This window comes from Caballeronia sp. HLA56 (genome assembly GCF_054655155.1).
Genome location: NZ_BAAHOB010000005.1, coordinates 631724 through 656348 on the forward strand (window position 1 = coordinate 631724; position 24625 = coordinate 656348).

The 24625-nt window shown below is 62.8% G+C and carries 26 protein-coding genes; 13 read left to right on the plus strand and 13 right to left on the minus strand.

All coding sequences use genetic code 11. The features are described from left to right. Positions 1-609: 609 nt before the first annotated feature. From ACYQ47_RS22385 to flgA, 3 genes are all read right to left on the minus strand, one after another. Positions 610-1044: a flagella synthesis protein FlgN gene (locus ACYQ47_RS22385; RefSeq protein WP_250466048.1), complete on the minus strand. Its 435-nt coding sequence runs from the start codon at positions 1042-1044 to the stop codon at positions 610-612. Between the two features lie 109 nt (positions 1045-1153). Then, positions 1154-1477 (minus strand): flagellar biosynthesis anti-sigma factor FlgM, encoded by a 324-nt coding sequence (gene flgM / locus ACYQ47_RS22390; protein ID WP_244826562.1) that lies wholly within the window; start codon positions 1475-1477, stop codon positions 1154-1156. 303 nt (positions 1478-1780) lie between these two features. Continuing rightward, entirely contained in the window at positions 1781-3268 is a 1488-nt protein-coding gene (gene flgA, locus ACYQ47_RS22395; RefSeq protein ID WP_459906982.1) for a flagellar basal body P-ring formation chaperone FlgA, read from the minus strand. Positions 3269-3732: 464 nt separating this feature from the next. Here flgA and flgB point away from each other — a divergent pair, with 464 nt between their 5' ends. From flgB to ACYQ47_RS22460, 13 genes are all read left to right on the plus strand, one after another. Further along, the gene (flgB, locus tag ACYQ47_RS22400) at positions 3733-4236 is read left to right on the plus strand and encodes a flagellar basal body rod protein FlgB (RefSeq protein ID WP_244826560.1); all 504 of its coding nucleotides are present in this window, start codon (positions 3733-3735) and stop codon (positions 4234-4236) included. Between the two features lie 14 nt (positions 4237-4250). Further along, positions 4251-4676, plus strand: coding sequence for a flagellar basal body rod protein FlgC (gene flgC / locus ACYQ47_RS22405; RefSeq protein ID WP_244826559.1), 426 nt, complete (start codon positions 4251-4253; stop codon positions 4674-4676). 11 nt (positions 4677-4687) lie between these two features. After that, positions 4688-5419 carry a flagellar hook assembly protein FlgD gene (locus ACYQ47_RS22410; protein ID WP_250466045.1) on the plus strand — a complete coding sequence of 244 codons (732 nt, stop codon included), beginning with the start codon at positions 4688-4690 and terminating at the stop codon, positions 5417-5419. A gap of 27 nt (positions 5420-5446) precedes the next feature. After that, complete coding sequence (flgE, locus tag ACYQ47_RS22415) at positions 5447-6664, plus strand: flagellar hook protein FlgE (RefSeq protein WP_244826557.1); 1218 nt, start codon at positions 5447-5449, stop codon at positions 6662-6664. A gap of 34 nt (positions 6665-6698) precedes the next feature. Then, a complete protein-coding gene (flgF, locus tag ACYQ47_RS22420; protein ID WP_244826556.1) occupies positions 6699-7451 on the plus strand; it encodes a flagellar basal-body rod protein FlgF in 753 nt (250 codons plus the stop codon). A gap of 33 nt (positions 7452-7484) precedes the next feature. After that, entirely contained in the window at positions 7485-8273 is a 789-nt protein-coding gene (flgG, locus tag ACYQ47_RS22425; protein ID WP_244826555.1) for a flagellar basal-body rod protein FlgG, read from the plus strand. Between the two features lie 27 nt (positions 8274-8300). Then, positions 8301-8996, plus strand: a complete 696-nt coding sequence (locus tag ACYQ47_RS22430) for a flagellar basal body L-ring protein FlgH (protein WP_244826554.1) — start codon at positions 8301-8303, stop codon at positions 8994-8996. 6 nt (positions 8997-9002) lie between these two features. Continuing rightward, a complete protein-coding gene (locus ACYQ47_RS22435; RefSeq protein ID WP_244826553.1) occupies positions 9003-10130 on the plus strand; it encodes a flagellar basal body P-ring protein FlgI in 1128 nt (375 codons plus the stop codon). Positions 10131-10143: 13 nt separating this feature from the next. Further along, positions 10144-11184, plus strand: a complete 1041-nt coding sequence (flgJ, locus tag ACYQ47_RS22440) for a flagellar assembly peptidoglycan hydrolase FlgJ (RefSeq protein WP_309844826.1) — start codon at positions 10144-10146, stop codon at positions 11182-11184. A gap of 272 nt (positions 11185-11456) precedes the next feature. Next, on the plus strand, positions 11457-12245 hold the full coding sequence (locus tag ACYQ47_RS22445; protein ID WP_370652046.1) for a flagellar brake protein: 789 nt from the start codon (positions 11457-11459) through the stop codon (positions 12243-12245). Between the two features lie 352 nt (positions 12246-12597). Further along, positions 12598-14523 carry a flagellar hook-associated protein FlgK gene (flgK, locus tag ACYQ47_RS22450; protein WP_244826550.1) on the plus strand — a complete coding sequence of 642 codons (1926 nt, stop codon included), beginning with the start codon at positions 12598-12600 and terminating at the stop codon, positions 14521-14523. A gap of 11 nt (positions 14524-14534) precedes the next feature. Continuing rightward, positions 14535-15770, plus strand: coding sequence for a flagellar hook-associated protein FlgL (flgL, locus tag ACYQ47_RS22455; protein WP_309844822.1), 1236 nt, complete (start codon positions 14535-14537; stop codon positions 15768-15770). A gap of 246 nt (positions 15771-16016) precedes the next feature. Next, complete coding sequence (locus ACYQ47_RS22460; RefSeq protein WP_250466040.1) at positions 16017-16439, plus strand: hypothetical protein; 423 nt, start codon at positions 16017-16019, stop codon at positions 16437-16439. A gap of 23 nt (positions 16440-16462) precedes the next feature. On the opposite strand, the gene fliR is transcribed toward ACYQ47_RS22460, so the two are convergent. From fliR to fliI, 10 genes are all read right to left on the minus strand, one after another. After that, positions 16463-17260 (minus strand): flagellar biosynthetic protein FliR, encoded by a 798-nt coding sequence (gene fliR / locus ACYQ47_RS22465; protein WP_459906989.1) that lies wholly within the window; start codon positions 17258-17260, stop codon positions 16463-16465. A gap of 8 nt (positions 17261-17268) precedes the next feature. Continuing rightward, entirely contained in the window at positions 17269-17538 is a 270-nt protein-coding gene (gene fliQ, locus ACYQ47_RS22470) for a flagellar biosynthesis protein FliQ (RefSeq protein WP_244826546.1), read from the minus strand. A 28-nt stretch (positions 17539-17566) separates the two neighbouring features. Continuing rightward, positions 17567-18337 carry a flagellar type III secretion system pore protein FliP gene (fliP, locus tag ACYQ47_RS22475; RefSeq protein WP_244826545.1) on the minus strand — a complete coding sequence of 257 codons (771 nt, stop codon included), beginning with the start codon at positions 18335-18337 and terminating at the stop codon, positions 17567-17569. Continuing rightward, a complete protein-coding gene (gene fliO / locus ACYQ47_RS22480) occupies positions 18337-18852 on the minus strand; it encodes a flagellar biosynthetic protein FliO (protein WP_250526377.1) in 516 nt (171 codons plus the stop codon). Before fliO ends, fliP begins: the two co-directional genes overlap by 1 nt. Further along, on the minus strand, positions 18849-19241 hold the full coding sequence (gene fliN, locus ACYQ47_RS22485) for a flagellar motor switch protein FliN (protein WP_244828135.1): 393 nt from the start codon (positions 19239-19241) through the stop codon (positions 18849-18851). Before fliN ends, fliO begins: the two co-directional genes overlap by 4 nt. 46 nt (positions 19242-19287) lie before the next feature. Continuing rightward, positions 19288-20286: a flagellar motor switch protein FliM gene (fliM, locus tag ACYQ47_RS22490; protein WP_244826543.1), complete on the minus strand. Its 999-nt coding sequence runs from the start codon at positions 20284-20286 to the stop codon at positions 19288-19290. Positions 20287-20322: 36 nt separating this feature from the next. Further along, positions 20323-20814, minus strand: coding sequence for a flagellar basal body-associated protein FliL (fliL, locus tag ACYQ47_RS22495; RefSeq protein ID WP_244826542.1), 492 nt, complete (start codon positions 20812-20814; stop codon positions 20323-20325). 297 nt (positions 20815-21111) lie between these two features. After that, on the minus strand, positions 21112-22554 hold the full coding sequence (locus tag ACYQ47_RS22500; RefSeq protein WP_250509634.1) for a flagellar hook-length control protein FliK: 1443 nt from the start codon (positions 22552-22554) through the stop codon (positions 21112-21114). Positions 22555-22585: 31 nt separating this feature from the next. Next, entirely contained in the window at positions 22586-23035 is a 450-nt protein-coding gene (fliJ, locus tag ACYQ47_RS22505; protein ID WP_459906992.1) for a flagellar export protein FliJ, read from the minus strand. Between the two features lie 71 nt (positions 23036-23106). Next, positions 23107-24621: a flagellar protein export ATPase FliI gene (gene fliI, locus ACYQ47_RS22510; RefSeq protein ID WP_250466294.1), complete on the minus strand. Its 1515-nt coding sequence runs from the start codon at positions 24619-24621 to the stop codon at positions 23107-23109. Between the last annotated feature and the right edge of the window lie 4 nt (positions 24622-24625).

A 24625-nucleotide genomic window follows, 5' to 3' on the forward strand; every position in this document is an offset into this window, starting at 1 on the left:
GATTATTGCGGAGGACGTCGAGCCACCATCGGCGGATAAGGCCGGGGAAAGGGGGTTTATTCGGGTGATGAGAGGCTTTGGAACGGACGCGCCGCGCGGCGGAAGCGTTGATCCGGCGATGTGCCGCGCCGATCGGATGTAAGCGTTGGCATTCGCCGAAAGTCGGACGCCAGCGGACTGAAGCAAGCTCCGACGCTACAAGAAGTGCGAGGCTTATCGGTGAAAGGGAGCGTCGACGCTTGCCGCTGCGGCCATCGGCACACTCGGCGGAATCATGTGCCGACGGTTCGAAAGGCGCGGATCGTTCACCGCGCCCGCCCGGCTAGAGGCTGCGCGGAGCTTCGAACGACTGCAAAACAGCGGGCTTTCGCAAGAGCCAGAGGCGTCAGCAAGCCGGCGATCGAATCAGGCGCGACCGCGTCGAAAAACCAACCCGCCGACAGATAACCAGCCTCGGCCGCCAGCCAGGAGCGCCAAGCGACGTGCGCCCCGATCGAGACAAGAAGCCCGAGAAAGCGTTGGAGAACGGCTGTCGTTTACCGAGTGCCAGCGGAGCAAGCCGCGCCGGCCCGAAAGCGCACACGGCAAATGCAACCCTCCAACAAATCCTCAAGCTCCCGGCAACCGCCCATCCGGCCCGTAAAAGCCCGCCTTCGACGGCGCAACCTGCAACGCGGCGAGCGCCTTTCGGTTGTATTCCATGCGCGTGCGGATCAACACGCCGTTGTTGTTGTTGCCTTGACGCGCACGGCGAGCGGCGGCGCACAACAACGCCCATTGCTCGGCGATGCGCGCATCGCCCTGAGCGGCGACTTCCATGCCGGCGAAACCGCCCGGCAGGTCGAGCGCGTGCAAATGCGCGTCGCGATCTTTCTCGAGCGCGGCGATGCGCTCGGTCAGCTCGGTCTTGTTCTCGATGATTCCCGGCAGCGCTTCGAGCGGCTGCGCGGCGATCAGCGCCTTTTCCTCGTGGGCGAGGAGGGCTTCGAACGCCAGAACGGCGGCGACTTCTTCGGTAACGGTGGACAGCAGGGCGTCTCTCATTGCAGCTCGCTAAAAAAACGCGGGTTTCACAATGCGCCTGCCGCCGTCGAATTCCGGTTCCGTTGCGCGTCTGCTTTCGAAGCGAAAGCGGGCGCGGCGGAGAGAGAACTCAGGCGCCAGCGGGCGCGGTTCTGGTTTGCAGCATGTCGCGCGCGGAACTCAGCATGCCGTCGGCGATCTTGCCGGCGTCAATCTTGTAGCTGCCGTCGCGCAGTGCAGCCTTGATCGAATCGACTTTCGCCGTATCGACGTCGGCGCTGTTCGACGCGCGCAGACCCGACGACAGCGATGACAGACTCACTTTCGAGTTCTGCGCGGCGGTCGTGCCGGCTTGCGCCACGCTAGAAGCGCTCTTGGCGTCGTTTTGCGATGCACGTTGTGTAGCGTCTTGAATTCCAGCCAGTGCGATGTTGCTATTCGATTCGATTTTCACGATGTCTATTCCCGTACTTGTTGAGTCCTTTATCGGCGGGGGTGTTTGGAAACTTTACCCAACCGGGGGACCCATACGGGGCATCGACTCGCTCGTCGCCCGCAAAGCCTTACGGGGCGGGCGTCAGAGCAATTGCAACAAAGTGAAACAAACTGTTATCTGGCCCACATAAGGGCTCTAGCGGCTCGTTCAGACCGATTCGTTCGGACGATGGAGCGCCGAAAAGAGCCACCTTCGGTCACGCATCTCGACGGTCTTACTGTCTTTCACGACCTGATTCGCAGATATCTTCCTCAAGCCGTCTCACATCCGTATCTCGACGGTCTGACTGTCCTTCACGATGCCGGTGATGATCTGTCCGTTGGCCGTCTTCACGCGGACTTGCTGGCCGGGCGCGGCGTTGTTCATCACGCTGCCTTCGGCGGAAATCGAGAATCCGGAGCCATCCGTGACGACATGCACCGTCTGGCCGACGGCAACCGAGCTGGCAGCGCGCAGCATGTCGGTGCGCAGCGGCAACCCCGCCGGCACGCGCGACAGCGCGATGGCGCCCACGGCTTGCGCGGGATCGGTGACGGTGGCCTGCGGCATCGCGGTGATATCGCCTTCGTGGGCGACCACATCGCCCTGACCGAGCATCTCGCCGGGAGCGATCGCGCGCGCCGCCGTATAGTAAGTCGCGTTGATCGCCACGCGCGCTTGCAGATAGAGCGTCCACGGGCGCTCGCCGACGCAGCGCACGCCTACTGTCATACGGCCCCAGAGCCGTGCGCCGGTCGGCATGAACGGATCGATCGACGAACACGGCGCGAGACCTCGCGGGAACGCAGGCGTCACGGTGATCTCGACCTTGCCCGGCAGTCCGGCGGTTTGTTGCTGAAGAAAAGCCACGGCAGCCGCGCGAATGCTCTCGCCGTCCTGGACGGTGGCGCCGGTGGCGTTCGCCTGTGGCAGCGTCGTCGCGGCGGGCGCTGCGGCGGCTCCCGCCGCGGCGGACGGATTGAAACTGACGCGCTTCATCGGCGATGCCGCGCTGGAAACGGGCGCCGTCGTGCCTGCCGCGATCGGACGCACGGCACCGTTGCGGGCGGGAATGGCGTCGTCGCGGGTGACGACCACGGGAATCACATCGCGCGATGGCGTGACGGAGGCGACTCTGCGCAGATTCGCGTTCGCGGCGGTATCGGGTTGAGCTGCGGTTTGAGCGGCGCCCGGAGCATCGGCAACCTTGGAAACGGGCGCGCTCATCGCGCCGCTTACTGCATTCTGATTAGCAGGGGCCGCCGCGCGCGCCGTTCCAACGCCCGTTTGCGCCTTCGCTTCGCCCGGACCGGGAATGACGATCATGCCGCTTGCGTCGTCCATGGCGTCGTCGGCGGCTTCGGCGCGCGCTTCGAGCGCGAGCGCGGCATGGCGCATGGCGGCATCGGCGGCTTTGCTGGCATCGCCGTAGCCGCTCGGGCGCGACATCATCGCGGATGAAATTGCTGCCTGAGAAACGGCGGCCACCGGTGCGGGCGTGGTCGCGGGCGCGGCTTTCGCGGTCTTGAGACCCTTCGCCATTTCCGCCGCGGCTGCCGGATTCGTCTCCGCGTTGCCCGGAATGACGATAGGACCATCGTCCTGCTGCGCGTAAGCGTTCGCCGTAAAGCCAAAACCAGCGGCCCCGACGAACAGGAGGGCCACGCCAGCCGCCGAGCGTCGCGCAAGCGACGACGCCTTCTGCACGCGGCGCTCCATCGCGGCGACGCGGGCAAGAGCCTTCGACGAATGACTGGCGGACCTGCTCATTACTTCTCTCCCTCGCGCGCCGCGAATGCCGCGTCGGCGTTCTGATTCGATTGAGCCGTCCTGCCCTTTGCGGGGGCGCGGACAGGACGGCGACTGCAAACCGCTAACGACACGCCGCGATTTCCACGGCGGCACTCCCATTCGACTGACTCGTCTTGCCCAGGCCGGGGCGCGGACAAGACGGCAACTGCACATCGCTGGACAAACCCCGCCGCAATGCCACGGCGGCCGAGCCCATCCACCCGATCAGTCCCACGAACATCACGGCCGCTTCGACTCCCAAACCATTCCTATCGACCACGAACCAGATTCTAGATAGACCGCGCGGCGATCAAGCGTTGAATAGAGGCCCCGTTTCCCGGTTATTCGTCGGATTAGTTGTTGCGCGCCGCTCCTAATATTCGTGTCATGCAAAAAGGTCTTGGCGATGCCGGACCCGAACCAAACATCTGTAGAGGACGGTGATGCTAGACAAACTCGACAAGGAATTCGCCTTCGGCCGCGAAGCGCTCGATGTCCGCGCGTATCGGCAGGAACTGCTTTCGTCGAATATCGCCAACGCGGACACGCCGGGCTACAAAGCGCGCGACGTCGATTTCTCGTCCGCCCTTGCTGGCGCGCTGAAGAAAGGCGGCGCCACTGGCACGGCGAGCAGCGCGGGCACGAGCAGCACCGGCACGCTGGCAATGGCGCAGCCGGTCAGCGTGAGCGCCGGCGCGGCAATGGCGGTCACGGCGCGCGGCCACATGTCGGGCACTTCGACGCTCACCGCATCCGGCGGTTCGAGCGACGACTACGGCCGCCTCGCCTATCGCGTGCCGAACCAGCCGTCGCTCGACGGCAATACGGTCGATCTCGACGCCGAGCGCGTGCAATTCGCGGACAACGCGCTGCACTTCGAAGCCGGCATGACGGTGTTGAGTTCGCAGATCAAGTCGATGCTTTCGGCGATCACGTCGAACAGTTAAGGAGCCAGAAAACCATGCCTTCTTTGATGAACATTTTCAGCGTGGCCGGTTCGGCGATGTCGGCTCAGGCGCAACGCCTGAACGTCACCGCGTCGAATCTGGCCAACGCGGACAGCACCACCGGCCCCGACGGCCAGGCGTACAAGGCGAAGCAGGTCGTGTTCGCGGTCGATCCGCTCGGCGGCGCGAAGAGCGGCTCCGGTCAGCAAGTCGGCGGCGTGCAGGTCACCGGCGTGATCGACGACCCGAGCCCGATGAAAACCAGCTACGACCCGAGCAACCCGGCGGCGAACGCGGACGGCTACGTGACGCTGCCGAACGTCGATCCGGTGCAGGAAATGGTCAACATGATGTCCGCGTCGCGTTCCTATCAGGCGAACGTCGAAACGCTCAATACCGCGAAGCAATTGATGCTCAAGACCCTCACCATCGGAACCTGAAGGAACATAACGTGACAACCAGCACAACCATCGGCAGCAACGGCACCACGGTGTCGCAGACGCTCCTCGACACCATGAACGGCGCGTCGTCGGCTTCCTCGACGTCGTCCAGCTCGAGCTCCAGTTCGACTTCGGGCACGTCCGCATCGGACCTGCAGAACACCTTTCTCACGCTGCTCGTGACGCAGTTGAAGAACCAGGACCCGACCAACCCCGCCGACAGCTCGCAGATGACTTCGCAGCTCGCGCAGATCAACACGGTGTCGGGCATCGGTCAGTTGAACACGTCGCTGTCCTCGCTCGCCACGCAGCTTTCCGCCGGCCAGTCGACGCAAGCGGCGATGCTCATCGGTTCGACCGTGCTCGCCTCGGGCAGCAACGTGTCGGTATCGAGTGGCGCGTCGTCGACTTTCGGCGTGCAGCTCGCCAACGACGTGAGCGACCTTCAGGTCGTCGTCAAGAACTCGTCCGGCCAGATCGTCAACACGCTCGACCTCGGCGCGCAGAGCGCAGGCGTCGTGCCGGTCTCGGGCTGGAAGCCGGTCGACTCGAAGGGCAATACGCTCGCCGACGGCACTTACACGATCACCGCGCAAGGCACGATCAACGGCCAGCAGGCAACGGCGACCACGCTCGCGGCCTCGCAAGTCCAGAGCGTCGTGCAGATGACGGGCGGCGCACCGGGTCTCAAGCTCGCGAACGGCTCCACGGTCGCACTGTCGAGCGTCGCCTCGATTCTTTAAACAAACAGACATTCCAGAGAGAAACACATGAGCTATCAACAAGCACTGAGCGGTCTGGGCGCTGCATCGAGCGACCTCGACGTGATCGGCAACAACATCGCGAACGCGAACACGGTCGGCTTCAAGCAAGGCCAGGCGCAATTCGCCGATATGTACGCAAGCTCGATGGCCACCGCCGTCAGCAACCAGATCGGTATCGGCACGCGCCTGTCCGAAGTGCAGCAGCAATTCTCGCAAGGCACGATCACGACGACCAACCAGGCGCTCGACGTCGCCATCAACGGCAACGGTTTCTATCAGTTGTCGAACAACGGTTCGACCGTGTACTCGCGTAACGGCGTGTTCCACCTCGACAACACCGGCAAGATCGTCAACTCGGCCGGCCTGCAACTGATGGGCTACGCGGCGGATTCGAACGGTGTGGTCAACAGCGCAAGCACGGTGCCGCTGTCGGTGCCGACGGCCAATATCGCGCCGACCGCGACGAAGACCATCACCGCGTCGTTCAACCTGAATTCGCAGGACGCAGTGAAGGACAAGGCCGCGTTCGATCCGACCAACGGCAACACGTACAACGCCTCGACCTCGGTCGATGCCTACGATTCGCTCGGCGGCACGCAGAAGGTCTCGGTGTACTTCACGAAGTCCGCGACGGGCTCGTGGGAGGCGTTCGCGGGTTACGGCGATCCGGTCACGCAAAAGTCGGATCTCGGCGCGGTCACGTTCGATACGTCGGGCAACCTGACGAGCAGCCCGAAATACACCTTCACGATTCCCAACGGCGCGGACCCGAGCGGCACGACCACGCAGTCGCTCACGCTCGATCTCACCGGCACGACGCAATACGGCGCGACGAGCGGTCTCGCGAATCTGCATCAGGACGGCAACAGCACGGGCGAACTGACCGGCTTCACGGTCGGCACGGACGGCATGCTGACGGGCAACTACTCGAACGGCCAGACCAAGTCGCTCGGCCAGATCGCGATTGCCAACTTCAACAACCAGAACGGTCTGCAGAACCTGGGCGGCAACGTCTACGCACAGACGGCGGCTTCGGGCGCGGCGCAGGTCGCGGTTCCGGGCTCGACCAACCACGGCGTGCTGCAAGGCGGCGCGGTGGAAGACTCGAACGTCGATCTGACGAGCGAACTCGTGAGCCTGATCACCGCGCAGCGCAACTATCAGGCGAACGCGCAGACGATCAAGACGCAGCAGGCCGTCGACCAAGCGGTCATCAACCTGTAAGCGTCGCCAAGTCAGTCAAGGAAGGAAGCGATTCATGGACCGTCTGATCTACACCGCGATGACCGGCGCAAGCCAGGCGCTCGAACAACAGAGCGTCGTGGCGAACAACCTGGCGAACGCATCGACCACGGGCTTCAAGGCTCAACTCGCGGCGTTCCGTCAAGTGCCGATGTCGTTCGAGAACCAGTCCGCCGATGGCACGACGCGCACTTTCGTGCTCTCGTCCACGCCGAACGCGGACTACTCGGCAGGCCCGATCTCGCAAACGGGCAATCCGCTCGATGTCGCGATTCAGGGACCCGGCTGGCTCTCCGTGCAAACGGCCGACGGCAACGAGGCCTACACGCGCGCCGGCAATCTGCACGTGGATCAGAACGGTCAGCTCGTCACGGCGAACAACTTGCCGGTGCTCGGCACGAGCGGCCCGCTGTCCATTCCGCCGGGCGCGGAAGTGACGGTCGGCAAGGACGGCACGGTGTCCGCGCTGATTCCGGGCGATCCGCCCACGGCGATCGCGACGGTGGATCAGCTGAAGCTCGTGAATCCCGATCCGTCGACGCTGTCGCGCGGCGATGACGGCCTCTTCCATACCGCCGATGGCGACCCCGCCGAAGCGGACCCGAATGTGGTCGTGGCAGGCGGCTCGCTCGAAGGCAGCAACGTGAACCCGGTCTCCGCGATGGTCTCGATGATCTCCAACGCACGCCAGTTCCAGATGCAGACCAAGCTGATGGAATCCGCGGACCAGAACGAACAATCGGCGAACAAGCTGCTGAACTTCAGCTAAGCCGCACAGCCAAGACATTAGGAAACGAACGACATGAACCGCTCCCTCTATATCGCCGCGACCGGCATGAATGCTCAGCAGTCGCAGATGGACGTGATCTCGAACAACCTCGCCAACGTGAGCACCAACGGCTTCAAGGGCTCGCGCGCGGTGTTCGAGGATCTGCTTTATCAGACAGTGCGTCAGCCGGGCGCGAACTCCACGCAGCAAACCGAACTCGCGTCGGGCAGCCAGCTCGGCACCGGCGTGCAGCAAGTCGCGACCGAACGCCTTTACACGCAGGGCAACCTGCAACAGACCGGCAACTCGAAGGACGTCGCGATCAACGGTCAAGGCTTCTTCCAGGTGACGATGCCCGACGGCACGACCGCCTACACCCGCGACGGTTCGTTCCAGACCAACGCGCAAGGCCAGCTCGTCACGTCGAGCGGCTATCAATTGAATCCGGCGATCACGATTCCGCAAAACGCGACCGCGATCACCATCGGCTCGGACGGCACGGTCTCGGTCACGCAGCCGAGCAGCACGGCCAGCACGACGGTCGGCCAGATCACGCTCGCGTCGTTCATCAACCCGGCCGGTCTCGAAGCGAAGGGCGAAAACCTCTTCGCCGAAACGGGCAGCTCGGGCGCGCCGAACGTTTCGCAACCGGGCCTGAATGGCACGGGCTCGCTGCAACAAGGCTATGTGGAAGCGTCGAACGTGAACGTGGTGCAGGAACTGGTCAACATGATCCAGACGCAGCGCGCCTACGAGATCAACAGCAAGGCCGTGACCACGTCCGACCAGATGCTGCAGACGCTTTCCCAGATGCAGGTTTGACGCAGAAGCATTAAACGGATCATCAAGATGTCGCCACTCAACACTATCGTTCGCGCGTCACGCCTTGCATCGCTTCTCGCGCTCGGCGCGGCGCTTGCCGCTTGCGGCCTCGTGCCGAAGGAACCGATCATCCAGCAGCCGATGACCGCGCGTCCGCCGCAGCCGCCCATCGGCACGCGTTCGCCCGGCGCGATCTACAACGCGGGCTATGCGGGCCGGCCGCTGTTCGAAGATCAGCGTCCGCGCAACGTCGGCGACATCCTGACCATCGTGATCTCGGAAAACGTCAACGCGACGAAGTCGTCGGCGGCGAACACCAACCGCACCGGCACGGGTGCGTTCGCCGTGCCGACCGTGCCGGGCGTCTTCGGCGGCCTCTTCAACAACACGAACCTGTCGGCCACGGGCGCCAACAAGTTCACGGCGGGCGGCGGCGCAAGCGCGGCCAACACGTTCAGCGGCACGCTCACCGTCACCGTCACCGAAGTGATGTCGAACGGCAATCTGATGGTCAGCGGCGAAAAGCAGATGCTCATCAACCAGGGTAACGAATACGTGCGTTTCTCGGGCGTCGTCAATCCGACGACCATCTCGGGCAGCAACACGGTCTACTCCACGCAGATCGCCGATGCGAAGATCGAATATTCGGCGAAGGGTTATATCGACGAAGCGCAAAACATGGGCTGGCTCCAGCGCTTCTTCCTCAACGTCGCGCCGTTCTGACCGATCATGAATTCGCTCCTTCGCTTCCTCTCGTTCTCGCTCGCGGCTGCTGTCGTCGCCATCGGCTCCGTTCCGCATGCGCACGCCGAGCGCCTGAAAGACCTCGTCTCCTTTCAAGGCGTGCGTGACAATCCGCTGATCGGTTATGGCCTCGTCGTCGGTCTCGACGGCACGGGCGACCAGACCATGCAGACGCCGTTCACCACGCAGAGCTTGACCAACATGCTCGGCAACCTGGGCATCACGGTGAATTCAGCGACCACATCGAACATGCAATTGAAGAACGTCGCCGCCGTGATGGTGACGGCTACGTTGCCGCCGTTCGCGCGTCCCGGCGAAGCGATCGACGTGACCGTGTCCTCGCTCGGCAACGCCAAGAGCCTGCGCGGCGGCACCTTGCTGATGTCGCCGCTGAAGGGCGCGGACGGTCAGGTCTACGCGATGGCGCAGGGCAACCTCGTCGTCGGCGGCGCGGGCGCAAGTGCGAACGGCAGCAAGGTGCAGGTCAATCAACTCGCGGTGGGCCGCATTTCCGGCGGCGCGCTCGTCGAACGCGCGGTGCAGAGCACGGTGCTGCAACAAGGCGGCACCATGCAGATGGAACTGCGCGAGATGGATTTCGACACGACCCAGCGCATCGTCGCGGCCGTGAACAACCAGTTCGGCACGGGCACGGCGCTCGCGCTCGACGGCCGCACGATTCAGTTGCGCGCGCCGTCCGAAGCGAGTGAACAGGTATCGTTCATGGCGCAATTGCAAAACATCGACGTGCGTCCGGCGCAAGCCGCGGCCAAGGTCATTCTGAATGCACGCACCGGCTCCATCGTGATGAATCAGATGGTCACGCTGCAAAATTGCGCGGTCGCTCACGGCAACCTGTCGGTCGTCATCAACACGAAGACGGCGGTGAGCCAGCCTAACGCGTTCTCGAACGGCCAGACGGTCGCCGCGAAGGAATCGTCAATTCAGTTGAAGCAGGATAGCGGCGCGCTCAAGATGCTTTCGGCGGGCGCGAATCTGGCGGACGTGGTGAAGGGCTTGAACGCACTCGGCGCGACACCGGCCGATCTGATCTCGATCCTTCAGTCGATGAAGGCGGCGGGCGCACTGCGCGCCGACCTCGAAATCATCTAAGGGACGACGGCACATGAACTCGACTTCGAGCGGTATCGCCAACACGGCATTGGCATCTACCGAGACGGGCGGACTGTCGAACCTGACCAACCGCTTCGCGCTCGATACGCAGGGCTTCGACGCGTTGCGCGCGCAGGCCAACGCATCGCCGCAACAGGGTTTGAAGGCGGCAGCCAAGCAGTTCGATGCGGTCTTCACGACGATGATGCTCAAGAGCATGCGCGATGCGACGCCCTCGGACAGCCCGTTCGAGTCGAACGATACGAAGTCGTTCACGGCGATGCTCGACCAGCAGTTGTCGCAGCAGATGTCGTCGAAGGGTATTGGCGTGGCGGACGCGATGTACAAGCAGCTCATGCGCACGGCGGGCATCAAGGACACGTCGGCCACGGGCGGCGCGGCAAACGGCATGAACGCGATGAACGCGCTGTCGGGCGGCGGCGGCAGCAGCGACGCGAACGCGGGCAACATCGCCGCAATGAACGCAATGGCCAAGGCCTACGCCGCGGCGCAGGCCAACAAGAGCGGCGCATCGCTCAACAGCGGCAACGGCTACACGGGCGCCGACGCGCTCGATCCGGGCGTGCGCGGCAACGGTTCGGACAAGGTCAACGCGTTCGTCGAACGGCTGGCCACGCCCGCGCAAGCCGCGAGCGCGGCAACGGGCATTCCGGCGCGCTTCATCATCGGCCAGGCGGCGCTGGAATCGGGCTGGGGCAAGCGCGAGATCAAGTACGCGAACGGCGCGACGAGCCACAACATTTTCGGCATCAAGGCGACGTCGAACTGGACCGGCAAGACAGTGGATTCGGTAACGACGGAATACGTCAACGGTCAGCCGAAGAAGGTCGTGGAGCGCTTTCGCGCCTACGATTCCTACGAAGCCGCGCTCACCGACTACGCGAGCGTCATCAAGAACAATCCGCGTTACGCGCCGGTCGTGGAGGCATCGCGCGATGTCGCGGGCTTCGCGCACGGCATGCAAAAGGCAGGCTACGCGACCGATCCCCAATACGCGAAAAAGTTGATCTCGATCATGCGTCAGATCGCCTGACGAAGCGTTTTCGAATTCGACCGAAAGGCAGGCGTTTCGTCAACGGCGGAACGATCCTGCCTTTTTGCGCTCGGCGCTCAATACGTTGATTTAGAGCCATGCGCGCTCTTTGGCCTGCTTCGTGCATGTGCAAACGTTTTAGTCCTCGTAGGGACGGCGCGCCACATATTTTTCGGGGCTGCCTGTCTAAACTTTGCTGGCAGTTTGCCGCTATCCCTAAGAAGAAACTGCCGGTTCGAAGGTGAGCCGGTTCGACACGTGGCGTAGCGGAAATGGACGGTACGCGACCAATGAATACGGCCAGCACAATGAATATCAATCACATGCAGGACTTCGCCGACGACGACATTGCGCCGATCGTGGACTTTGGACGACGCAATCCGCTGGAGATCGGTGTGTCGTTGCGCAACCTTGCCCATCGCGGCGACTTTTTGACCGCGCAATACGGCGACGGGCAGATTGTTACGCGCCTTTTGGACGTCGATGTTACGGGACATCGCTTTACGTTCGACTGGGGCGGCATGGCGGAACAGAATCGTCACGTGCTGGCTGCGCCCAAGCTGATTTTCAGTTCGGCGCCGGACGGCGTGCGACTCGAATTCACCACGGGCGCCGCGCGTGAGACCGTGTTCGACGGACGTCCCGCTTTCGAGGCCGAGTTTCCGCCGGTGCTTTACTACATGCAGCGTCGCGAATATTTCCGCGTCGAAGCGCCGGTGCTCGACCCCTACATTTGCAGCGGTTCGCTGCCGGATGGCGAGCGCTTTCGCTTCGAAGTGCATGATCTTTCGCTCGGCGGCGTCGCGTTGCGAACCACGGACGAACGCGTGGCCGACCTGGAGATGGGCATCGTGATTCAGGATGCCGAACTGCACTTCACGACTACCGGCAAGGTGACCGTGGATATCAAGCTGGTGTCGCACAGGGAATCGACGACGGCCAAGGGCGATCGCCGCTTCACGCTCGGCTTCAAATTCATCTCGATGCCGGGATCGGCGGAAAACACGCTGCAGCGGCTCATTACGCAACTGGAAATGAAGCGGCGCGCGCTGGCGAAGTAAGGCGGCCGTTCACATCGGTTTCATCCCTCGCGGCGGCGCTGCTCTGAGCGCCGCCCGTCCTGCTGCAAGGTTTCCCGGTTTTTTCCATTCCCTCGCGTCGCGATACAGCTAAAAGCGCCCGCCGAAATCCAATCCGAATAAGCCCCAAAACCCCCTTCAAATCGGCAAATTGCGCTTGCACGACGCGCTCGATAATGCCCAAGTCGAGCAAACCGTCCACGGTATCCGCGTTGAAGAACCGGTCCGCGAACGTTTGCCGAAACGCTCAACTTTCCCGGCGCTTCGCCGATAAACAAGGCAGCTATCCGGCGGCGTTGCATGACGCCATCGCCGCCAAGACAAGGATCAACGCATGTCCAACAACATCTTCAATATCGGCCTGTCGGGACTGAATGCGGCTCAATGGGGCCTGACAGTCACCGGGCAGAACATCAGCAATGCGGCGACGCCCGGCTATACGCTCGAAAAGGCTTCGTTTCAGGAGTCGTCGGGACAGTACACGGGTTCCGGCTATCTCGGCAGCGGCGTGCAGACGACTACCGTCACGCGTCAATACAGCCAGTATTTGACCACGCAGGTCAACAACACGACCGCGTCGAGCAGCGCCGCCAACACCTATTACTCGTTGATCTCGCAGCTGAACAACCTGGTTGGCGACCCGACCACCGGTATCGCAACCGGCATCAGCAACTATTTTTCGGGCATGCAGTCGGTGGCGAATTCGGCGAGCAGCACGTCGTCGCGCCAGTCGCTCATGAGCAACGCGCAGACGCTCGCGAATCAGCTCAATTCGGCAGGTGAGCAATACGACCAGTTGCGTTCGAGCGTCAACACGCAACTGACGAGCGCGGTCTCGTCGATCAACAGCTACACGCAACAGATCGCTGATCTCAACAAGCAAATCAACGTCGCCAGCGCGCAAGGTCAGCAGCCCAATCAGTTGATGGATCAGCGCGATCAGGCCGTTGCGAGTCTCAGCTCGATGGTCGGCGTGCAGGTCGTGCAAACGGATGGCAACTACAACATCTTCGTCGGCAACGGACAGCCGCTCGTCGTCGGCGGCACGGCTTCGGCATTGCAGACGGTGACATCGCCGACTGACCCGAGCGAATTGACGGTCGCGTTCAAGAGCAAGGACGGCACGACGCCGACCGCCGCGCAGACGCAATACCTCGATACCAGCGCGTTGTCGGGCGGCGTGGTTGGCGGCCTGATGGACTTCCGCTCGCAAACGCTCGATCCGGCGCAAGCGCAACTCGGCGCGATTGCGACGAGCTTTGCCGCGCAACTGAACGGACAGAACTCGCTCGGCCTCGATCTGAACGGCCAGGCTGGCGGCGCGCTCTTCTCGGCGGGTTCGCCCACCGTCTACGCCGACGCGCGCAACAAGGGCACCGGCACGGTCACGGCCGAGTTCTCCGATGCCACGCAGCCCACGTCCAGCGATCTCACGGTCACCTATAACGGCACCGGCTTCGACGTGACCGACACCCAGAGCGGCAAGGCGCTCGGCAGCTTCACGCCGCCCAACGCGTTCGACGGTCTGAAGATCACGCCGTCGGGCACGATGCAAGCGGGCGACTCGTTCTCCATTCAGCCGACGCGCGCCTCGCTCGACAACTTCCAGCTCGCGACGACCAACGGCTCCGCGATCGCGGCCGCTTCGCCCGCGGTGACATCGGCGGCGACCGCGAACACCGGTACGGCCACAATTTCCTCGGCGACGGTCGCGGCGGGTTACAGCACGCCTTCGGCTATCGCGCTCACGTACAACTCGACGGCGGGCGGCTTCACGTCGAATGTCGCGGTGACCGTGGGCACCACGAATTACCCGGCCAACACGACCATTCCCTACGATTCGTCGAAGGGGCTCACTGTCACGTCGAACGGCATCAGCGCGACGATCAGCGGCAAGCCGGCCAATACGGACGTGTTCAACATCAATCCGAACACGGGCGGCACGAGCGACGGCAGCAACGCGCTCACCATGTCGAACCTGGTGTCGACCAAGTCGATGAACGGCACCGACACGCTCACGAATTCCTATGCGAACTACGTGAACCAGATCGGCAACCAGACGAACCAGCTGAAGAGCACGAGCTCGTCCCAAACGGCGCTGCTCAGTCAGGCGACATCGGCGCAACAGTCCGTGCAGGGCGTGAACCTGAACGAGGAAGCGGCGAACCTCATGCAGTATCAGCAGCTTTATCAGGCGAACAGCAAAGTGATTCAGACGGCTTCGACGCTGTTTCAGACGCTGCTTGGCATCTTTAACTGAGGCATTTAGCGATGCGTATATCCAGTTCGCAGTATTTCAACATGAACGTCGCTTCGATGAGCGACCAGCAGAGCTCGCTTGCCTCGATGTATCAGCAGATCTCGTCGGGCAAGCGCATTCTGACCGCTTCCGACGACCCGCTCGGTGCCGCGCAGGCCGTGCAGCTCACGATGAAGACCGCCACGCTCACGCAATACAGCGCGAATCAGACCACGGCGCTTTCGTCGTTGCAGCAGGAAGATTCGACCTTGAGCGACGTGAGCGGCGTGCTGCAAAGCATTCAGACGCAAGTCGTGCGCGCGGGCGATGGCTCCCTCACGAACGCGGATCGCAAATCGATTGCGGATACGCTGCAGGGTTATCGCGACCAGTTGATGAGCGTCGCGAACACGACCGACAGCGAAGGCAATTACATTTTCTCGGGTTTAAAGGGCGGCACCGCGCCGTTTTCGAACAATGCTTCCGGCGTAGGCACGACGTATTCGGGCGATGCCGGCCAGCGCACGGTGCAGATCAGCTCGGGCCGCTCGATTCCCGTGGGCGACACCGGCGCGTCGATTTTCATGGGCGTGTCGCCCACGGATAGCGACGCGGTACCGTCGGCATCGGCGACCAATACGGGCACGGCCACGATCAGCAAGGTGAGCACGACCGATCCGGGCAACGCGAACAATGCGAGCACGTATTCGATCGCGTTTTCGGTATCGTCGACGGATGGTTCGACGAGCTACCTCGTGACCGCGACGCCGCCTGACTCGTCGTTGTCGACGACACCGACCGCATACACGGCCGGCACGGCGATTTCGTTCGGCGGTCAGAAGGTGACGGTCAGCGGCGCGCCCGCGAACGGCGACAGCTTCACGGTGCAGCCGGCGGCATCGGGCAACAACGATGTGTTCGCGACGCTCGACAATTTGATCAGCGCGCTCAAGCAGCCGACGGGCACGCCAGCCTCGGAAGCGACGTTGACCAACGCGTTGTCGACGGCTTCGACCAAGCTCGACAACACCTACACGAACGTGTTGTCTGCGCAGACGGTGGTGGGTGGCCGCGAGCAGGAAGTGAAGGCCACGCAGACGTCGATGGCGACTTCGCAGACGCAGACCGCCAGCGATCTTGCGAATCTGACGAGCATCGATCTGGTTTCGGCGATCAGTTCTTATGAGCTCACGCAGAACTCGTTGACGGCGGCACAGCAGGCGTTTTCGCAGATCCAGAAGTTGTCGTTGTTCAACTACCTCAGCTAATAAGGGGTCTTTGTCTCTCGTTTTTTAAGGGAACTTCGAGAAGGGCATCGTGCGGTTTGGCGATGCTCTTTTTTTCGTTTTTTCAGTGGAAGAAGCCGGGAACGATTGCCTATGATTGACGCACCGGACTTAAGTGCAACGTCGAAGATTCGTGCGCCATGAGATACCGACTGCTTGGTGAGACGGGTGACGGAAATGAGGATTGATCGCGCGCTCGTTGTGCTCTGTGCAATGACATGTCCGATCATGTTTGTCGCGTGTGGAAGCGGCTCGGATTCGCCGCCTGCCCGCAAGAACACGGCACAACTCGACGCCGGGCGGGCACAGTGGGCCGCGACGCTGCCGGAGCCGGACGCTGACTACGGTGAATATCCGTCGAATTATCAGGACATCATCAAGGCGGCCATGGCGAAGACGCTCAAAGACCCCGAGTCGGCGCGCTATGGCGATTTCTCCACGCCAACGAAGGATCAGGCTATCGAGAACATGACGGAGCACCGTGCCGTTTATGGCTATCTCGTGTGCACGGACATCAACGCGAAGAACAGCTATGGCGGTTACACGGGAGCCAAGCGCCGCTGGTTCCTTATTCGCAACGGCGCTGTCGTTCGGTATGGTGAACGGCCCATGTATGTCGGGCACGTTGCGCCGTGCATGCGCGCACCGTGAGCCACGATGCGGGCAATGAGGCGTCAAGGGCCCATCGAGCCCGCGATTCTTCCCACCTGTCCCAGCCCCGCCTCGAAGATCCGCTGAAAAAACGGCATCAAATTAGGCACCATCAACTGAAGCAGCAACAAGCCGACGAGCATGGTGACCGGAAAACCCACCTGGAAGATGCCGATCTGCGGCGCCGCGCGATTCAGAATGCCGAGCGCGAGATTGGCGATAAGAAGCGCCGCCACGACCGGCAACGACAGCAACAACCCGGTGGAAAAAACCGAAGCGCCATAACCCACCATCACCCGCCAACCTTGCGCATGCGAAGCGGACGCCACGACATTGACATCGACGGGCACACTCTGGAAGGTCATGATCAGTGCCGCGATCAGTTGCAGATGCCCGTCGAAGACGAGAAACGCCAGCATCGCCAGCGTGTTGAGATAGCGCGATACCACCACGGCATTGCCACCCGCGCGCGGATCGTAAAGCATCGCGAAACCGAGGCCCATTTGCTGTCCGATGAACTCGCCAGCCGCATCGACGGCGGCAAAGGCTATTTGCATCGTCATGCCAATGGCCGCGCCAATCAGGAACTGATTGACGATGATCCACACGCCCGCCGCTGAAAACACCGTGGCGTCGGGCATGGCGGGTAAGGTGGGCGCGACGATCAGCGTGATGAAGGCCGCCAGCGCGATCTTCACGCGCGTGGGCAACGCCATATGGTTCAGCACCGGCGCGGTGGCCATCAAGGCGAGGATGCGCACGAACGGCCACAGAAACGCCGTGAGCCAGCCGTTCAGTTGCGCATAAGTAACCGAGAACATCGAACGAATCAGCCCGTGATTGCAGGCGTGATGGTGAACACGTGCCGCATGTAATCGAGGATGGTCGTGAGCATCCACGGTCCTGCGATGACGAGCGTCACCGCCACGGCGATCAGCTTGGGAATGAAGGAGAGCGTCGATTCGTTGATCTGCGTGGCCGCCTGAAAGAGACTAACCACCAGACCCACGACGAGCGCGACCAGCAAGAGCGGGGCAGCCAGCAGCAACGCGACATACATCGCCTGATGCGCTATGGTCATGACCGATTCGGGTGTCATTCCAGCAACCTCAATAGAAACGATAACGTTACGAAACGAAGCTCTGCGCAAGCGAGCCGATCAGCAACTGCCAGCCATCGACGAGCACGAACAGCATGAGCTTGAAGGGCAGCGCTATCGTCGTGGGCGAGACCATCATCATGCCCATCGACATCAAGACGCTCGCCACCACCACGTCGATGATGAGGAACGGAATAAAGATGGTGAAGCCGATCTGAAACCCCGTCTTCAGTTCGCTCGTCACGAACGAAGGCACCAGCAGCGACAGCGGCACGTCTTCCGGACCGTTCATCGGCGCGGCCTTCGAGATGCGGGCGAAGAGCGCGAGATCCGCTTCGCGCGTCTGCTTCAGCATGAACTGCTTGAAGGGCGCGACGCCGCGCTGCATGGCCTGATCCATCGCGATGGTGCCGTCGGAGAAGGGCTTGTATGCGTCGGTGTAGGCTTTGTCGAGCACCGGCGACATCACGAAAAACGAGAGGAACAACGCGAGGCCCACGAGCACTTGATTAGGCGGCGTGCTCGTCGTGCCGAGCGCCTGGCGCAAGAGCGACAGCACGATGATGATGCGCGTGAAGCTCGTCATCATCAGGACCATGGCCGGGAGGAACGAGAGCATCGTCAGCAGCAACATCGTCTGCACGCTGAGCGAGTACGTCGTGCCGCCGTTCGGGCCGGGGCTGGTATTGAAGGCGGGAAGACCCGCCGTGCTTTGCGCGAGCGCCGCGACCGGCAACAAGGCGATCACGACCGGCAGCGCCAGTTTCACGCCGCGCACGATGTTACGACTGACCTGCATTACTTGCTCCCGCCCACGAACTTCTGAAGACGCTTGTTCGCTTCACCGGCGAGGGCATCGCGAAACCGCTGACCAAAACTGCCTTGCAACGTTTGCGCGGCCGACGGTGCTGGTTCGCCGCTTACGTCCGCATCCGCCGATCCGGCGGGCATGGTATGCAGCAAGCGCACGTTGCCGGGCCCCGCGCCGAGCACGAGCCAGGTATCGCCTATTTCGACGACCGCCACGCGCTCCTTGTTGCCGAGCGACGCGCCGCCCACTACTTTCACGAGGCCGCCTTTCCTGCCGCCTTGCAAGCCGAACTTGCGAGCGAGCCACGCGCAACCGAACACGAAGCCGATCACGATGACGAGACCGAACAGCGTCTGCAACACCGCGCCGAAACCGAGCGACGGCACGGCGCTTCCCGCGCCGACGCTCGAAGCGATCTGCGCGGCGTGGTTCACGGCGTTCATATCGGCTGCGCGGGACAGCGCAGGCACGAAGGCAATCAGGACGGCGGCAAAGCGTTTCATCGATTCAACTTCCGGATACGTTCGGACGGCGTGATGATGTCGGTCAGGCGAATACCGAACTTGTCGTTCACGACGACCACTTCGCCTTGCGCAATAAGACAGCCGTTCACGAGCACGTCCATTGGCTCGCCCGCCATGCCGTCGAGTTCCACGACTGAACCCTGCGCGAGTTGCAGCAGGTTGCGAATCGCGATCTTCGTGCGGCCGAGTTCCACCGTCATCTGCACGGGGATGTCGAGAATCATGTCGATGTCGTTGCGCGTCGAAGGCGCCGCGGCTTTCGACAAGGGCTGGAACACGCCCGCGCTGGCCACGGCAGGCGTTTCGTTGCCGTTCTGCTCGGCGAGCGCGCTCGCCCAGTCGTCCATCGACAACTCTTCCGCCTTCATGTCGCCCACGCCGGTCGAGCCGGGCAGTGTGCCTTCCTGCAAGAGATCACTCATATCCACCTTCCTTCATGTTGTCCGACGCGCTGACCATTTTCTGCACGCGCAGCGCGTATTGACCATTGAAAATTCCGTAGCCGCATTCCATCACCGGCACGCCGTCCACCTTGGCGACGACATGCTCGGGCACGTCGATCGGCAGCACGTCGCCCTTGCGCATGTTGAGCAGCCTTTCGAACGACGAACGGATCTCGGCGAGTTCCACTGTCAGTTCCACTTCCGCCGATTGCACTTGCTGCGAGAGCACGCGCACCCAGCGGCGATCCACTTCGAGCGCTTCGCCCTGAATCGGCGAGGAGAGCTGATCGCGAATCGGCTCGATCATCGAGTAGGGCATGCAGATATGCAGCGTGCCGCCCGTCGAACCGAATTCGATGGTGAACTGCGTCACGATGACGATTTCATTCGGCGTCGCCACGTTCGCGAACTGCGTGTGCATTTCCGAGCGCATGAATTCGAACTGCAGCGGACGCACGCTCTTCCACGAAGCGGAGTAGTGCTCGAATACCAGCGTGAGCAGCTTGTGGATGATGCGTTGCTCGGTCTGCGTGAACTCGCGGCCTTCGACGCGCGTATGGAAACGCCCGTCGCCGCCGAAGAGGTTGTCGACCACGAAGAACACGAGGTTCGGATCGAACACGAACAGCGACGTGCCGCGCAGAGGCTTCACATGGACCAGGTTGAGGTTGGTCGGGATCGGCAGATTGCGCGTGAATTCGCTGTACTTCTGCACCTTCACCGGGCCGACGGAGATTTCCGCCGAACGCCGCATGAAATTGAAGATGCCCACGCGCAACAGGCGCGCGAAGCGGTCGTTGATGATTTCGAGGCCGGGCATCCGGCCGCGGACAATGCGTTCCTGCGTCGCGATGTTGTAAGGACGAACGCCGGCGGGCTTGCTGTCGTCTGAGACCTGATCGACTTCGCCGGTGACGCCCTTGAGGAGGGCATCGACCTCCTCCTGCGACATGAACTCTTCGTGGCCCATGACTCTTTTCCGTTTCCTTGAATCTGGTGCGCGGGCTTACTGCACGACGAATTCGGTGAACAACACTTCTTCGACGTGGGCGGGATGATCCGGCGCGCTGGCGGCCTTCTCGACGGCTTCGCGCAGTTCGTCGGCGAGCTTGCGCTTGCCTTCGACGGTCGCCATCTCTTCGGGGTGCTTGCCGGAGATGAGCATCAGCACGCGGCTGCGGATCTCAGGCATGCGTTCGGTGATCTGCACCTGAGCCTTTTCGTCCGCGAGCTTGAGCGACAGACCGACGCGCAGGTAGTGCATGATGCCGTCGTCGGCTTGCAGGTTGACGGTCAGCGAATCGAGCGGGAAGAACACGGGCGGCGGCACCGGTGCGGGCTTGGCGGGGCCGTGAGGCTGCTTGCCGAGCATGAAGTAAGCGCCGCCGGCGCCAGCACCCAGCAGAACGACCGCGCCAATGGCGATGATCAGAGTCTTCTTGAGCTTGCCGCTCTTCGCGGGAACGATGTCTTTCGGATTTGCAGTGGTGGTAGCCATGAATTCTTGCCCTCTTTCGATAGGTTGAATTGTTGGCTATAACGCCGTTGAGCGATGGGGCGAAAAGAGGGGGGATTTGGGGCTAACTCGTGGGTTAAAGATTCGCGGCGCGACAGCGGTTTTACGGGGCATCGGGCGGCGCGGGTGGTGATTCTCGTGCTTTGACGTGGTCTGATCGCCGCGTGGACACCAACAAAAAAGCAGCTTTACGCCTCGAAAGGCCTAAAGCTGCTTTTTGCGGCGAGGAAAGGCGCGCCGCCGCCAAACGGCTAGCGCACCGCTTGTCCCGTCAAGCCATCAAGCAAACGTATCCACCAACCCGACCGTGCGCCGCACCGGCATCGTCACCGTGCTTGCCACGCCCGAATCGCTACCGCCGACGCCGCCAACACCGCCCACGCCGCGTCCGTTGCCCGACGACGAGCGGCCCTCGCCGCGGTCCTGTTGCGACGACTGGCGCGCGAATCCATCCGAAACGCTGGTGGAGCCTAAGCTGATACCGTTGGCTTCCATCGCCTCGCGCAGCTTCGGCATCGCGGCTTCGACCGCTTCGCGCACCTGCGCATGCTGCGACACGAAGAGCGCGTGCGCGTGATTCTCGGAAACCTGCAGAGTGACCTGCAACGGGCCGAGATCCTTCGGATTGAGCGTCAACTCCGCGCTCTGTTGCTGCGAATTCGAGAGGAACACGACTTTCTGGCTGAACGCATCGTCCCAGCCGCCAGCGCCCACGTGCGGCGCTATCGCCGCGCTGGTCGCCGCCGTCATCTCGCCTTGCGCACTCGATACCGCCGACCCCGCCGATGCCGATTGCATCGCCACCGCGCGCGCCGCTGCATCGGCTTGCTGCGAGATGGCTTTGTACGCCGCGCTGCCCGCATCGGCTTGTGGGGTCAGCGCGGCCTGAACCGCTGCCGCATCGCTTGCCAGTGCCGCGGTCGTCGCCGGCGCCGCGTTGTCCCTGGCATCGCCGGCGAGCGCGTTGAGCAGGCCGCCCGAGCGATTACCCTTCGATCCTTCGCCGACCATGCCGCCCGACGGCTCGTCACTCTTTCCAGCGCCCGTGGCCGCGCCCGCGCCCGCATGCGCCGATGCCGCTGCGTTCATCGGCACGGCATTCGCCGGCACGTTGTTCATCGCGGCGAGCGCGGCCTGCAGCGCATCTTGCGCGGACTTGGCGTCGCCGCTCTTGTGCGTGTCGCCGGTCGCGGTCTTGTCGTCATCCGTCGATGCAACCGCCGTCGCGGCCGCATCGGTCACGTCGGACACGGTGGTATTCGCAGCTTCGGCGGCGTCCGCGCGCTCGGCCGCATCGGCGGCATCCGTCGCTTTCGCGGGCTTTGCCGGGGCGGCAGGCTTGGACGCATCCGCCGTTTCGGTCTTGCCCGAAGGCTTCGATGCCTCCTTCGTCGAATCCGTCTTGCCGCTCTTGTCGGCCGACGACGACGCCTGCGTGTCTGTCGCGCTATCGCTCTTCTTCACGTCGCTCGCGTCGTCCGACTTGCTGGCGCTCGCGGTGTCGTCGGACTTCGGCACGTCATGCACGCTCGACTTGGCCGCAGTGGACGAAGACAAGGACGACGCCGCCAGCGCCTTGGCTGCCTGTGCGTCGGCATTGGCCTTGTCGGTCATGCTCTGCAGCGTCAGGCCGAACGACGCGCCTGCGTCCGCTGCACGCTTTTTGGCAGCCGAAGATGACGAAACGCCCGACTGCGCGCCGATGGAAGAAACGGAGGACATGCGTTACCTCGAAAAAGTCCGGTAGTTAAATTCAGGCGCGTTCGGCGCGCATGCGCAGCGCCTTGGCCGCGTGCTCGTCCGATTCGCGCTGTTCCACGCGCGCCGCCTTCTTGGCGAGCAACGCCTCGCCGCGCGCCGCGAGCACCTCGTAGCTGCCGACCTTCTGCTTCTTGAGACGCCATTCCGGCTTCGCCGCCTCGATGCGCTGGTCGGCCATCACGAGCAACGTGCGCTGTTGCGCAATCGCCGAGTCCAGCGTGTCGACGAACGCCTGGAAGTTACGCAGCGTCTGCGCCGTCGTGCCTTGCTGCGCCGACGCCGTGAAACGCGCGTGATATTCGTCGCGATACGTCACGAGCGAATTGAGTTGCCCCTCGATTTCGTTGCGCTCCTGCTGAAGCTTGCCCAGCTTCTTGGTCGCGGCGTCGAGTTCTTCCTGAGCGAGTTCGATCAGGGTGTTGATCGGCAGATTCTTTGACATGGACGAGTTGGTCTCTGTGGTCGCGCGGTTTTTTTAATAACTTATGACAAATATAGGTGCGGCTGCAAATACTAGTTGAAAAGTTGATGCAATAAATCAAGACTCGGTTCGAAATTCGCCTGCTCGCGAAAGCCTTGCTGTAAAAACGACTCCATTCGCGGATAAAGCGCGATGGCCCGGTCGAGCAGGGCATCGCGGCCGCTGGAATACGCGCCCACGTTAATCAGATCGCGATTGCGCTGATAACGCGAAAGCATCTGCTTGAAAAGGCGCACGTGTTCGAGATGCTTGTCGTCGATGAGCGCGGTCATCGCGCGGCTGATCGACTGTTCGATATCGATAGCCGGATAATGTCCCGCCTCGGCAAGCGAGCGGTTCAGCACGATATGGCCGTCGAGAATGGCGCGGGCCGAATCGGCGATCGGATCTTGCTGGTCGTCGCCTTCGGTGAGCACGGTGTAGAACGCGGTGATCGAACCGCCGCCTTCCGGGCCATTGCCGGTACGCTCGACGAGCGCGGGCAGCTTGGCGAACACCGACGGCGGGTAACCCTTGGTCGCGGGCGGCTCGCCAATCGCAAGTGCGATCTCGCGCTGCGCCATCGCGTAACGGGTCAGCGAATCCATGAGCAGCAACACATGCTTGCCCTGATCGCGGAAATATTCGGCGAGCGAAGTCGCGTAAGTCGCGCCCTGCATGCGCAGGACCGGCGAAACGTCGGCCGGCGCGGCCACGACGACTGAACGCGCGAGACCGTCTTCGCCCAGAATCTGTTCGATGAATTCCTTCACTTCGCGGCCGCGTTCGCCGATCAGTCCGATCACGATCACTTCCGCGCTCGTGTAGCGCGCCATCGTGCCGAGCAGCACCGATTTACCGACGCCCGAGCCCGCGAACAGGCCCATGCGCTGGCCGCGTCCAACCGTCAGCAGCGAATTGATTGCGCGCACGCCGACGTCCAGCACTTTGTGAATCGGCTCGCGATTCAGCGGGTTGATGACCGGCGATGACAACGGCGCATCGACTTTTGCGCCGAGCGGGCCAAGTCCGTCGAGCGGACGGCCGGATGCATCGACCACGCGGCCGAGCATCTCCCAGCCGACCGGCAGACGTTTTGCGCCTGCCATCGGATCGTTGATCGGCGCGCTTTCCAGCGGATACACGCGCGCGCCGGGCAAGAGGCCGGCCATTTCCGTGGTCGGCATCAAAAAGAGTTTGTCGCCCGCGAAGCCGACGACTTCGGCTTCGGCGGTCGGAATGGCGCTGCCCGGCGGCAGTTCGATCATGCATTCGGAACCGACGCCCATCTTCAGGCCGACCGCTTCGAGCACGAGGCCGGCGGCGCGCGTGAGACGTCCGCACGGACGCAGCGGCTTGGCGATCGCGGTGCGCGCCTTGAGGGCGTCGAGCTTGTCGCGCCAGGCGTCGATATGCGGATTGCCCGCCATGTTCGCGAGTTCCGCGATGGTCCGCGCAGCGAGTTCCTCCGGCGATTCTTCCTCGACGACAGCCTCCGGCCCGAACGACGCGCGTGCGATTTCCTGCTCCAGCTCGCTCAGTCCGTCCTGCGTGATGCGATGCGTCATTGCG